This window comes from uncultured Cyclobacterium sp. (genome assembly GCF_963977555.1).
Taxonomy (GTDB): Bacteria; Bacteroidota; Bacteroidia; order Cytophagales; family Cyclobacteriaceae; genus Cyclobacterium.
This window is the reverse complement of record NZ_CAXBPD010000015.1, coordinates 105,250-118,513: the sequence shown is the minus strand read 5'-3', so window position 1 is coordinate 118,513 and position 13,264 is coordinate 105,250. Positions and strand designations below refer to the sequence as shown.

Below are 13,264 nucleotides of genomic sequence, written 5' to 3'. Positions count from 1 at the left end.
TAAGTAATACCTGATAAATAAAAAAACAATGAACATAAATATAAAAAAAATAGCAATAAAATCTTTGGTGGTTGCTGCCATTGCGCTGTTTATATTTCCGTCCTGCAGTGAAGATATTTTGGATGAAAAACCCATCGATTTTCTTTCGCCAGACAATGCTTACCTAACTGAAGCGGGAGCATTCCAGGGAATTACAGCAATCCACGATCGTGTACGATCTGCCTATTATTCTTTTGGTGAATTTGGCGTGATGAATTGGGCCACTCATGGGTCTGATCTTGGGTACAATGGTGAAACACCAGGCCCTGGAGGTTCTTATTTAAACTCCTACAATGACATGACCCCGGTTTGGAGAAATGTCATCGCAACATGGAATGTAGGGTTTGAAATAATTCAATGGTCAAATGTATTGATTGATAAAGTAGGGATTGCAGATCCTGAAGTGTTTGTAGGAGGTGAAGCAGGAAAAAACAAATACATAGCAGAAGCTAGATTTTTCAGGGCTTTTGCCTACAGGTACCTGGTTTCTACTTATGGAGATCTTCCTCTTTTAACTGAGCCGATTAATTCAGCCAAAGCTGATTTTGTTAGAAACCCTGTGGCAGACATTCATGCCTTGATGGTGGAAGATTTCAAATTTGCAGCTGCTAATTTACCAAAACCAGGTGAAGAGGATGCTCCTGGAAGAATTACCCAAGGTCCTGCCTGGCATTATCTTGCGGAAACTTATCTAGAGCAGGATGAATTTGAGCTGGCAGCTGCATCTGCTACAAGCGTAATTGATGGTTATGATTACGATTTGATGACAAGTCGTTTTGGTACAAAACTTGGCAATGATGTTTGGGGCGCTGGAGATGTGTTCTTAGACCTTTTTGGCTTTGGAAATCACAACTTGAATGAGAATAAAGAGTCCATGTGGGCCATCCAAGTTGAACCTTTCCTTATTGGTGGAGGACAGATAGCGAGTGCTTATATATTCGGTCCTCGTTATTTTGATATTGGACTTACCCCAGATGGTAAAAAAGGTTTTCAAGGTGAATTGTTTAATGGTTTGTATACTGGCTATTCCGATTCTTTAGGCCGCCCTACTGCGAATGGTAGAGGTACAAGCTTGGTTTATTATGAGGTGTGGAAAAACGATTGGGACAATGATATCAGGAATGCTGAGCATAACCTAAAGCGAAATTTTTATTTTGACAATCCAGAGTCTGCTTATGACAAACAAAAGATAGATTTTAGCCTTTACGATCCAGCTAGACCTGATCCTATGGCGGATTCAACGAAAATCATTTTCCCTATCCACATTAAATTCACTGATGCGTTAAACTATTTCTTGCAACCAAACCGGTCGGGAGGAGGAATTACGCACAAGGATTGGTATGCCTTGCGTTTTGCAGAAACCTTGCTTATACGGGCAGAAGCTTATTTGGAATTGGGCAATAATGGCCTTGCAGCAGCGGATGTAAATAGGGTGAGAGTTCGCTCCAATGCAACTCCTGTAGCTGCATCAGAAATTGATATGGATTTCTTACTGGATGAACGTGTAAGGGAGTTGTATGGTGAAGAGTGGAGACTTATTATATTAAGGCGAACAGGAAAACTACTTGAAAGGGTAAGGAAATACAATGACAACCCACTAGTACCTGGTGCGGATATCGCAGAACACAACTTCAGATGGCCAATACCACAGGAACAAATTGATTTAAATGTAGATGCTGATTTCCCTCAAAATCCGGGATATTAAATAGTCCTATTTAAATGGTTTTTTTAAAATAGGAGTCCAAATTTATTTCAGGTTTTCTCTGAGATCAAATGCAGGCTTTAAATTCAAAGGAGAAACCTTGGGTTTCTCCTTTGTACTTTAAAATAGCTATCCTTAAATTATAGGAGCTAGAAAAAATTGTTTTTTGAATGTTAATTATTTAGAATGATGAGCGGTATTAATAAAAGGTTGTCTACCTTGCTTTGCCTACTTTTGTATATCCAACTCTCCATAGCAGGGGGGAGATGTATCAAGAGTGTTCAGCTTTTTCCTCTTCAAAACCTTCAAGAGGGATTGACGCTTTCCACTTTTGACATTGATGTTACGCCACCAGTAGGAGACCCCTTGGCTTATGATATTTCCATTAATACCTGGGACTTGGGTTTACGTGCCAAAGGGGTAGTACTGCAAGGAGCTGGATTGCCGATTGTTTTGTGTGCAGTGGATTGGCTGGCTATTGGGAATGAAGGTATGGATGATTTCAAACGAGCACTTGCCGCTGCCGTAGGGTCCACCCCTGAACGTATCGCAGTAAATGTAATCCATCAGCATGATGCGCCTAGATATGATGCGGGAGCTGAGCGAATCCTAATCGAAGCTGGTCTTGATCCGGCAAAAATTAATCCAACCCAATTTGATGGTACTTTTGCCCGTGATGCCCTACGTCGATTAACAATTGCAGTTAAAAGTTCTTTGGAACATTCCCAGCCTGTAACTCATTTGGGCCTGGGCAAGGGCATTGTAGATAAAGTAGCTTCCAACCGTAACATTTATGGACCAGATGGGAAAGTCCGTGTGACTCGAATGTCTACAACCAAAGCTGCTGAAATTCGTGCTGAGCCCGAAGGATTGATTGATCCTGAATTGTCCCTTGTCAGCTTTTGGAATGAAGACAAACCAATTGCTGTTATTAGTTATTACGCCACGCATCCACAAAGCTATTACCGCACGGGCATCCCGAATCCCGATTTCGTAGGAGTAGCCCGATTTTTTCGTCAATTGGCCGTACCAGATGCCCTGCATGTTCATTTTAACGGAGCCGGGGGAAATATTGCAGCGGGCAAATACAATGATGGCGCCCATGAAAACCGGCTAATTTTTGCAGAACGTTTGGCTGCTGGAATGAAACAAGCCTGGGAAACTACAGAGCGAGAACCCATATCGGCACAGAAGGTGACTTGGAATGTTTCTTCAGTTGTTTTGCCTCCTGCCAAGTACTTGTATAAATTGCAAGAAGAACTAAAAACCAGTAATGCATTATTAATGGAAAGTAGCGGAAATGCCAGAAAAATGGCTTGGTTGACAAGGTCACAGGCTGGAAAAACATTGGATTTAACGTGTCTTACTCTAAACAATGCCCGACTGTTGCACATGCCGGGCGAACTTTTTGTTGAATACCAGCTTGCAGCAAAAGCGGAACGTCCAGATTTATTTGTGGCCGTGGCAGCGTATGGTGATTTAGGGCCTGGATACATTGGGACGACCCTGGCCTATGAAAAAGGAGGATACGAAGTAAGCAATAGGGCCTCGAATGTTGCTCCCGAAGTGGAAGGAGTAATGATGAAAGCAATAAAAGATTTATTAAGAAAATAATACGGGTATCCTAAAAAGGGATTCGCCTAAAAACACCTGATGCAATAACTTTAAGATTAAGTCCAAAGGTTAATTTTTTAATTTTTTTATTTAAGCATTTGGTGTATCAAGTTTAGTAATCATAGGTCCGTGGAAATACAAAATGATATTCAAGATTATATGTAAGCAATATTGAATTTTATGGCAAAAGTACCAATAAATGAAAATTCAGCGATTGGTAAATGGATTGAAATCAATATTGGTCTCTCTAATTGTTTTAAAGTTGCTCAAAAATTCATCAATTCAATATTTTTTTTCGCTTAAACTGATGCTGTGCTTTGAGCTACAAATTTTAATAATTGGGTAGATTCCACTTCCATGCAAACAAGTCCGGTTAAATCAGCTTTAATTGATGTTTAATAAAGCTTGAGATTCTTGTAGGCAGTCAGGTTTTACGTGCTCTTTTTTCTTTTTTAACTTATGGGAGCAAGGGTCTAAAGCTTCTTGGTTGTCATATTATAACTAACCGCAATTAATCTAAAAAAACTTGAATTATAGAATGAATAGAGCCCTTCTTTATACTTTGTTTTTTATCCTTTTAGCCGGATCTATAAAAGCGCAAAATCGAACTAATCCCAAAGTCAACTACTTTAAGATAAGTGCAGGATACCAGAACAATTACCTAAAAGACGCTATTTTGTCCCCCTTAAATCAGCAAGGAAATGGGATGCAATTTGGCATAGCCTATCGTAGAACTGCTAGAAATATTTTAGGGGTGTCAGTAGCCTATGCGGCTGGTGAGGTGAACGCGAATGAGACATATGGGCTTCCCAATACCTATATGGACATGAATATTGGATTGGAATATTTAGTGAGGATAGCTAACCAAAATGAAACTATTGATTTACATATTGGCGGAGCCTATGAGACCAAGGCTTTTTTCGTCGAGTGGAACGATCTGGATGCATTTAGCTACACTTCGACGCAAGGGTTGACCATTAAGGGTATATTGACAAAGCGATTTCGCCCAAAGCACAGTATTCAAACATCGCTTGGAATACCAGTGGTCCAGTTTTTAGGTAGGCCTCCTTATAATGGTATTGATGAGTTTATAATAGAGAATCAGGATAGTCCTGTTATAATAATGTTGCAGGGAGAACCTGCTTCTTTTGGCCAGTACTTAGGGTTGGATTGGGATTTTGGATACACTTTCCAAATGTCTCCTCGATTGGCTTGGAACATTGATTATTCTCTGTCCCTCCAGAAAGTTAATGGGCGCCACCCCTATAAAAGGATGTCCATGACGCCCTCTACCGGTATATCATTTAATCTTTAATCCCATGACTAAATTCTTCCACGTTATTATTTCCAAGATGAATAAAAATATTTGTTTGATCATCGTTTCTCTATTATGGTTTGGTTGTGAAGAAGTTTTTTTAGGTGAGGAGGCACCAAATAGTCCGACCAATAATTTCGAAGTTTTCTGGAATGATTTTGACCAACATTATAGCCTATTTAAAGTTAGGGCTATTGATTGGAATCAGTTGTACCAAACTTATCGTCCACTGGTCAATGATGATATGATTGAGGAGGAGTTGTGGGAAGTAATGACAGCCATGGTAGAACATTTGGATGATAGCCATACTACCATCTATGATGGAAGTAATCAATATAAATCGGGCTATACGCTAAATGAAAAATCTATTGCTGAATTTAGCGCTGACTTATTGCTTTCTAAATACGTAGAGAATGTTATTGAGGTGAATTCAGAAGATGAGCTTTTGTATGGAAAAGTTAAGAACAAGAATATAGGCTACATTTACTTGGGTTCTATGAATGGTAATAATCCTTCAGTGATTGATGAGGTAATTAGAGCATATGAAAATACCGACGCCATCATATTGGACATTAGGCAAAATTCTGGTGGAGATGACAGGTATTCTGCAAGAATTGCCCGGGCTTTTTCTGATGGTAAGCATGAGATATATAGTGTGCAGACAAGAAATGGCAGCCATCATGACGACTTTGATGAAAAGAAGATTTATCACACCCAATTTGATAGTAATAATGCTTACACCAAGCCGGTAATTGTACTTACAGATAGGAGAACCATCAGTGCTGGAGAAATATTTTTGCTTCACCTAAAAGCCTTTGATCACGTTACTCAAATAGGGGATACCACTGCCGGAGATTTTTCAACTGTAAGTAATATGCGTTTTCTACCTAACGGTTGGCGGTATGTGTACTCCATACAAAAATTTTTATTGCCAAACGGTGAGAGTTTAGATGGAATTGGACATGTACCAGACATCTATGTTAAAAATACCGGTACCACTATCGAAAATGGAAAGGATATTGTCATGGAAAGAGCAATAGACTATTTATTCAATGAATTTGAGGTAGAGTAAATATTAATAAGGGCCTAATTACACGTGAAGCATAATTAGTGGTCTGGTCCTTAATATTTTACAATTAAAGCTAATTTTTGTAGCTTTAATTTTATTCTAGGCAAGGCTTTAAAAAAATTATGGAAAATAGGATATTGACATTGCACCCGGAAGGCAAGAAGGGAGTAAATATATCATTGTCCAAATACACATTAATTAAGGCATTCATTCTTAAAACCCTTGAAGAACGGAAGGAGATTTCTTACAAGGAACTTAATGAATTGGCCATAGCTACCCTGAAAGATAGTTTTGATGGCTCCGTTCCCTGGTACCTTGTTTCAGTAAAACTGGATTTGGAGGCGAGAAAAATTATAGCGCGTATCCCTGGAACAAGTCCACATTATATTAGATTGTGTAAGGACAAAAAATGATTTTATGCAATTGCCGGAAAAGCTTGAATATTAGAAACCTGCAGCCGTATCCATGCCTCTGGCGTCAGCTCCTGCTTCCAAAGTCCCATCTTCTCTCACCAGGATTGCATCAACTTTTCCAATAGCATTTCTTTCATTAAATTCATGGCCTTTAGCACGTAATTCTTTCAGTGTTACCTTACTAGAATATCCTTTTTCATAGCTTATTAAATCAGGTTTCCATTGACTATGAAAACGATATTCATTGACGGATTGCTGCATACCCATATCAAATTCGATAACATTTACGATGACTTGAAAAACTGAGGTAGGTATGGTGGAGCCACCAGGTGTCCCCACTACCATGTGTAAACTTCCATTTTTTTCCAAAATTGTAGGACTCATGGAACTGAGCATCCTCTTTTCTGGCGCGACTTTGTTGGCCTCTCCTCCAAGAACACCGAACATGTTTGGGAAACCGGGCTTTATAGAAAAGTCATCCATCTCATTGTTTAAGATAAATCCTGCGCCGGCTACCAGTACTTTTGATCCCATATTTCCGTTTAGCGTAGTGGTGCTAGATACAGCATTTCCTTCTTGATCAACAATAGAAAAATGGGTAGTTTCTTCGCTTTCTATACTAATATCGCCTTCTTTGATTTCATTTGATGGCGTTGCTTTTTCAGGATTGAAATTTTCAAACCTTTCCTTTAAATACTTATCCGCTATCAACTGCTTAACCGGAACGGGATAAAAATCGGCATCTCCCATGAATTCGGCTCTATCTGCAAAGATTCTACGTTCCATTTCTGTCTTTAAATGAAGGTAATCGCTGTACTTGTCTTTAGAAATTGTATGGTTTTCTAGGATGCCCAGCATCTGAAGCAAAATGATTCCGCCACCACTAGGAGGCCCCATTGTAATTATTCTATAATCCTTGTAATTTCCTGTCAGAGGTTTCCTCCATTTGCTTTGGTAGTTTTCCAGGTCCTCATGATTGATTATGCCACCACCACGCTTCATTTCTGCGACCAAGTGATCCGCCACTTCTCCTGAATAAAAACCATCTCTACCATTGTCCCTGATCAATTTAAGTGTTTTCGCAAGTTCCTTTTGTACCAACACATCTCCTTCTTTAAATGCTTTGGCAGTAAAATGAACGGGATCTACAGAAGAATATTTTTTAAGCTTAATTGAAGCCTCGGAAAGAAAATTAGCCTCTACATTAGTCAATTTATAACCATCCTCTGCAAGTAATATTGCTGGGTTTAACAATTTGCTCCAAGGAAGAGAGCCAAATTTTTCATGTGCTTTTATCATGCCATCAACAGATCCTGGGACCCCTGAAGCCAGATGACCATTTTGACTCATTTCAGGCTGAGCATTTCCTTCTTCATCTAAGTACATGTCTCTACTGGCTGCCAGAGGTGCTTTCTCCCTATAATCAAGTGAATGAAGGGCTCCATTCTTTTCTCTGATTACCATGAATCCACCCCCACCTAGATTACCGGCCTGTGGATACACCACGGCAAGTGCCATGTGAACTGCTATGGCCGCATCTACAGCATTACCTCCTTGTAGTAATATTTCTTTGCCTACATTTGAAGCCAAAGGATGTGCACTGACAACCATGGCTTTATCACCTATTAACCCAGTATGATTTTTCTGCGGGGCGCAAGAAAAAACCAGAAGAAACAAAAATAAATATATTGAGAATTGGGAACGGTAATTATAAGGAGACTTAATCATTAAAAACATTTATTAGAAGAAATTGAGGAATAAAACTGCAGCTATTCAAATTGGTAAAAACCAATTAATGAGGTGAGCTTTTGAGGAATGAGTGTAAATCCTGTTCTAGCTCATTCAACGCTTCCAAAAAAGCAGGATATTTTTCGGTAAATTCGGTATGAATGGTATTTTCTAGAATGACAATGTTTTTATTCACATTATTAGCACCTAATAAACTAAAAACTGGCTTAGATTTATGAAATTTCTTCATTATTTGATTAATTTCTCCTTCTAAGTAAAGAGGCATTAATTTTTTTAAATCTTGTATATTCAGTTCTAAAACCAATTCTATGATTTCATGGATAAGTTCAATATCCTGATCGAAATAATGATAGATCATATCTGGTTTGATCTGTTTATACATAGAATGGTTGTTATTAGGAATATGAATTAATGCAGAATTGGCAGTGAACAATAGTCATTACAGTTCACTACAAAAATAAGGCTGGAAAGCTGTAATTTAGCAAATAATAAAATTTTTTTTAAATAAATAATGATTTTAGGGATTCGGAGCCAATTTAATACCCTTTTAGTAATTTAGTGATAAACGCTCATATTCCCTTCAAAAGTATGCGTTTATAGGGAACTATTTTTACGAATACTTACTTAGCTTAAAACATAAATTTGACGTAACAATGAATAGGAACAAGCTTATCTTTCTCATTTTTGGTTTAGTTTTTTTAGCGATAATGCTATGGATAGGATATGATATGTCCTCGAAGACCACCTTTCCTGGGTCCAAACCCAATTTGAAGGAGAGAATTGAAAAAGAATAATTGGTTTATCCTCACTTTTTCCCACTGTTAATTTATTTGTCTAAATGCACCACTTAAAAATAGATCAATTAATCAAAGCCCTGGAAGAAATTGAAATGGCTTCTGAAGTTGATTTTATCCTACCCGTTAAGAGAAGCCAGATAAAAGGTAAAGGAGAAGCTTTACTTTCTGACGCTTATAGCGACCTGAATGGAAACGATGAATTTCCATTTTTAAATCAATTAAAAGTTGACATTAAAATAGACAAGTTTTTATTCGTTTATGATGACCCCTATCATTTCAATAGGTATAGACTTAAAACATTAAAAGCAGATATTTATTCGACATTCAGTTTTTCCTGGCATCAAAGTTACCTTAGAATGTGTAGGACTTTTGAAAGAGAGTGTCTGGTCTCAGGCTCTCAGGAGCGTATTTGGAATGGGCCTCCTATCGCTTCAAGGTGTTTTGGACCATCCGAAGAAGCACCTGATCTATCTGGGAATGGATCATCTGGCTGGAAATTAAATGCCTACAACGACTTACAATATGATTTGATAAGTAGGCTTCAGGGATATAAACTAATAAGAATTCCTGCTTATGAAAACCTGATGATTGGAGGTAAACTTCAGCGAATAGATAAACTGTTGCTAAGACCAAATGCAGCTACTCTAAAGGTTATTGGCTCTTGGATGGTTAGAAAAATGAATTAGTTGAATAACCCAAAAATCTCTCTGTCAATTTTCTCTACTATTGCGGAAAAGTCTTCGGAATTTTTAATAAAATTCAAGTTGTTAACCTCTATAATTAAAAGCTTTCCCAGATTGTATTCAGCAATCCATTTTTCGTAAAGATTGTTGAGGTTTTTTAAATAGGCTATTTGAATGTTCCTTTCATAAATTCGCCCTCTTTTCTCAATTTGATCCACTAATTTGGGAATGTCTGCTTTCAAAAAAATCATTAAATCGGGAGCTTTGACGTAATTCACCATAGAATGGTACAGTCCATTGTAGTTTTCAAAATCCCTCTTAGATATTAAGCCAGATTCATAAAGATTGGCTGCAAAAATATGTGCATCTTCATATATCGTTCTGTCCTGAATCGTGGAAACACCACTTTCCTGGATTCTCTTTATTTGATTAAAACGACTGTGGAGGAAAAATACCTGTAAATGGAATGCCCATTTGGGCATGTCATTATAAAAATCGGCTAAGTAGGGGTTTTCCTCAACTGATTCAAATTCTATTTGCCAGCCATAATGTGCTGATAGTTTTGATGCAAGTGAAGTTTTTCCACTTCCAATATTCCCTGAAATTGCAATATGCATATGTCTTTTTCTGTTTTTGTTGCGCCAAATCTGAAACAAGCTATAATCGTTTGAATAAGGTAAGATTACTATTACCTTTTATCTTTATGTGATTATTGTCCGAATTTGATTTGGTCTATACAATAAGCATCTCTATATTGTTACTTGAAAGACAAAATATACAATTTTAAAGTTCGAAATTATTTTATGTTTTACCCTGCTTAATTAATATTTAAATATAATAAGTTAATAAACAATGGTTTGTGATATTAATGAATGTAAAGTTCTGAGCTTTACATGTCCGAATCTATGTTTTAAATGCCCATTTCTATATCCCTATTTTTTCATTTATGGGATATAAAAAGAGAAAATGGTAATTCTTAATTGTCCATTTCACTTAAAAAATTTCATGCGGTTACGCTAAAATTTATAATTATTTTTAATTTTAAAGCCATTATTTTGGAAAATTGGTAATATTTATTCGATTATGTGCATTTTTGATATTTTGATGTATTGTTGTATAGCCCTTTTTCATAATCAAAAAGTAAAGTTTATATGAATCAAAAAACAAACGAAAAAGAACAACAGTTAAAGAAGACCTTAGGGCCGTTCATGTTGTGGGGTTTGGGAGTGGGGTATGTAATTTCTGGCAATTATTTTGGATGGAATTTAGGGCTTGCTGAAGGAGGCACCCTGGGCGCAGCCATCGCCATATTTTTTATTATTATTATGTATGTGACCTTTACGTTCAGTTACACAGAAATGGCTTGTGCCATACCCAAGGCTGGAGGTGCATTTTCTTATGCAGAACGTGGTTTGGGCAAGCACCTTGGCTTCCTGGCTGGGATGTCTCAAAATATTGAATTTATATTTGCCCCACCTGCCATTGCTTCAGCTATAGGTGCTTATTTTGGCATATTCTTTCCTGAGCTAGACCCCCTGTTGATTGGCATTGTAGCGTATCTTATTTTCACTGCCCTGAATATTGTTGGCCTACAGGTAGCAGCCACTTTTGAACTGTTCATTACCATAGTCGCGGTTTTAGGCCTTTTGTTTTTTGCAGGGGTTACCTTGCCTGAGTTCAAAGTTGAAAATTTACAAGTCAATGCCCTCCCCAATGGTTATATGGGTATAGTGGCAGCAATACCTTTTGCCATTTGGTTTTTTTTAGCGATTGAAGGTGTTGCAAATGTGGCAGAAGAAACCATAAACCCTCAGAAAAACATTTTAAAAGGTTTTGGCTTTGCTTTACTTACACTAATTATTTTGTGTGTACTTACTTTTTTAGCAGCTGTAGGTGTTGGTGGCTGGGAAGCGATTGTTTATCCTGATGGTTCGGGAGTGGCCTCTGATTCCCCATTGCCTTTAGCAATGGGTTTGGTTACAGGGGACAATCCTTTTTATTACCATCTTTTGGTATTCATAGCCCTATTTGGACTAGTCGCCTCCTTTAATGGAATCATTTTGGCTGCTGGCAGAACTACCTTTGAGTTTGGGAGAGTAGGTTATGCACCCAAGGCAATAGGTAAAGTGAGTAAAAAATTTAAAACGCCTGTAAATGCTTTGATTTTTAATATGGCCATAGGGATAATAGCCCTATTTACTGGTAAAACGGGAGAAATCATTACTATTGCTGTATTTGGTGCTTTGTGTCTTTACATCTTATCAATGCTCGCTTTTCTTAAATTAAGAAAAAATGAACCTGATTTAGAAAGACCTTTTAAAGTGCCTTACTATCCATTATTTCCACTAGTGGCATTAATAATTGCTAGTTTATCCCTAATTGCCATGACTATTTATAATTTTAACCTGGCACTATTGTTTTTCGCCATGCTTCTAGGCGCATACCTTTTCTTTGTATTATTCCTTAACAAGACAAAAACTTCATGAAATTCAGTAAAGAAGAAGTAAAATCAACCTTAAAGAACAGTTCCTTTAATAAGGTCAAATTGGCCATTGTTGACATTGATGGGGTATTGCGTGGAAAGGTAGTTTCACTGGAAAAGTTCTTTTCTATTTTAGATGGTGGAATGGGCTTTTGTGCTGTAGTTTTTGGCTGGGATGTAGAGGATAAATCCTACGACAATGTTTCTGTCACAGGTTGGCATACTGGCTATCCAGATTTTCAAGCAGAAATTGATCCATCAACTTTTCGCAAAATACCATGGGAAAATGACCTTCCATTCTTTCTAGCTGACTTTAGCAAAGACAAGGAAAATGGAGCACTTGTATGCCCTAGGACATTATTAAAAAACATTAAACTACAAGCCTTAGATTTAGGTTTTACGCCTCAGTTCTCTCAAGAATTTGAGTGGTTTAACTTTGAAAGTACTCCAGACGGTTTTGGTGGGGAAAATTGTTCCAATACCAAACCCCTAACACCGGGAATGTTTGGATATTCCATTTTAAGGTCCTCGCTGAAGAGTGATTTTTTCAATGACCTTTTTGATCTATGTCATCAGTTTGACATTCCATTAGAGGGATTACATACAGAAACTGGCCCAGGAGTGTATGAAGCAGCCATACAATACAGCGATATTTTATTGGCAGCAGACCGGGCTACTCTATTCAAAACAAGTGTAAAAGAAATAGCTTACCAACATGGTATTATGGCTACCTTTATGGCTAAATGGACGGAAGAACTACCTGGAAATGGCGGTCATGTGCACCAAAGTATTTGGGACAAAGACATCAAAAATAACTTATTCTATGACGCAGATGGCGAATTTAGCATGAGTCCTTTGATGCGACATTACATAGCAGGTCAATTGAAATGTTTACCCCATATTTTACCAATGTTTGCGCCTACGATTAACAGTTATAAAAGACTGGTAGAAGGTGCCTGGGCTCCAACAACATTGACCTGGGCACAAGACAATAGGACCACAGCCTTAAGGGTACTTTCAGGTGGTGCTAAATCTACTCGGCTTGAAACTCGCGTAATAGGTTCAGATGTAAATCCTTATCTGGCCATGTCCGCTTGCCTTGCCTCCGGTCTGTATGGGATTCAACATAAATTGGAATTGGATAAACCCGCCACAGTTGGCAATGGATATGAGGATTATTCCAATGGATCCATCCCAACATCACTCAAGGAAGCGACGGAAGCAATGAAAATTTCACCCATAGCAAAATCTTTATTTGGGGAGGTCTTTGTAGACCATTTCTGCAAAACAAGAGAATGGGAATGTAGAGAGTTTGCTTCTAAAGTTACCGATTGGGAAAGAAAACGTTATTTTGAAATTATTTAACTACCATCAATAGCAATCAAAATAAGTAGACAATCT

11 protein-coding genes are annotated in these 13,264 nt (G+C 37.8%); 8 read left to right on the top strand and 3 right to left on the bottom strand.

Going from position 1 to position 13,264, the window contains the following annotated elements; all coding sequences use genetic code 11:
- The first annotated feature begins 28 nt into the window (after positions 1–28).
- The 5 genes from AAC073_RS17805 to AAC073_RS17785 all read left to right on the top strand — a co-directional run bounded on the left by AAC073_RS17805 (position 29) and on the right by AAC073_RS17785 (position 6,152).
- Entirely contained in the window at positions 29–1,744 is a 1,716-nt protein-coding gene (locus AAC073_RS17805) for a RagB/SusD family nutrient uptake outer membrane protein (RefSeq protein WP_339925153.1), read from the top strand.
- Between the two features lie 183 nt (positions 1,745–1,927).
- Positions 1,928–3,355 carry a hypothetical protein gene (locus AAC073_RS17800; protein WP_339925152.1) on the top strand — a complete coding sequence of 476 codons (1,428 nt, stop codon included), beginning with the start codon at positions 1,928–1,930 and terminating at the stop codon, positions 3,353–3,355.
- A 538-nt stretch (positions 3,356–3,893) separates the two neighbouring features.
- Positions 3,894–4,670, top strand: coding sequence for a hypothetical protein (locus tag AAC073_RS17795; RefSeq protein WP_339925151.1), 777 nt, complete (start codon positions 3,894–3,896; stop codon positions 4,668–4,670).
- Positions 4,671–4,674: 4 nt separating this feature from the next.
- The gene (locus AAC073_RS17790; RefSeq protein WP_339925150.1) at positions 4,675–5,742 is read left to right on the top strand and encodes a S41 family peptidase; all 1,068 of its coding nucleotides are present in this window, start codon (positions 4,675–4,677) and stop codon (positions 5,740–5,742) included.
- Positions 5,743–5,861: 119 nt separating this feature from the next.
- Positions 5,862–6,152, top strand: coding sequence for a hypothetical protein (locus AAC073_RS17785; protein WP_339925149.1), 291 nt, complete (start codon positions 5,862–5,864; stop codon positions 6,150–6,152).
- Between the two features lie 30 nt (positions 6,153–6,182).
- On the opposite strand, the gene ggt is transcribed toward AAC073_RS17785, so the two are convergent.
- A complete protein-coding gene (gene ggt, locus AAC073_RS17780; protein WP_339925148.1) occupies positions 6,183–7,763 on the bottom strand; it encodes a gamma-glutamyltransferase in 1,581 nt (526 codons plus the stop codon).
- A 181-nt stretch (positions 7,764–7,944) separates the two neighbouring features.
- Positions 7,945–8,283, bottom strand: a complete 339-nt coding sequence (locus AAC073_RS17775; RefSeq protein ID WP_339925147.1) for a hypothetical protein — start codon at positions 8,281–8,283, stop codon at positions 7,945–7,947.
- Positions 8,284–8,739: 456 nt separating this feature from the next.
- On the opposite strand from AAC073_RS17775, the gene AAC073_RS17770 reads away from it, so the two are divergent.
- A complete protein-coding gene (locus AAC073_RS17770) occupies positions 8,740–9,384 on the top strand; it encodes a hypothetical protein (RefSeq protein WP_339925146.1) in 645 nt (214 codons plus the stop codon).
- Here the strand turns inward: AAC073_RS17770 and AAC073_RS17765 are convergent.
- The gene (locus AAC073_RS17765) at positions 9,381–9,998 is read right to left on the bottom strand and encodes a deoxynucleoside kinase (protein WP_339925145.1); all 618 of its coding nucleotides are present in this window, start codon (positions 9,996–9,998) and stop codon (positions 9,381–9,383) included. The genes AAC073_RS17770 and AAC073_RS17765 overlap by 4 nt on opposite strands.
- 534 nt (positions 9,999–10,532) lie before the next feature.
- On the opposite strand from AAC073_RS17765, the gene eat reads away from it, so the two are divergent.
- Both eat and AAC073_RS17755 read left to right on the top strand, forming a co-directional pair.
- Entirely contained in the window at positions 10,533–11,867 is a 1,335-nt protein-coding gene (gene eat / locus AAC073_RS17760) for an ethanolamine permease (RefSeq protein WP_339925144.1), read from the top strand.
- The gene (locus AAC073_RS17755; RefSeq protein WP_339925143.1) at positions 11,864–13,228 is read left to right on the top strand and encodes a glutamine synthetase family protein; all 1,365 of its coding nucleotides are present in this window, start codon (positions 11,864–11,866) and stop codon (positions 13,226–13,228) included. The genes eat and AAC073_RS17755 overlap by 4 nt, the downstream gene beginning before the upstream one ends.
- Positions 13,229–13,264: the final 36 nt, after the last annotated feature.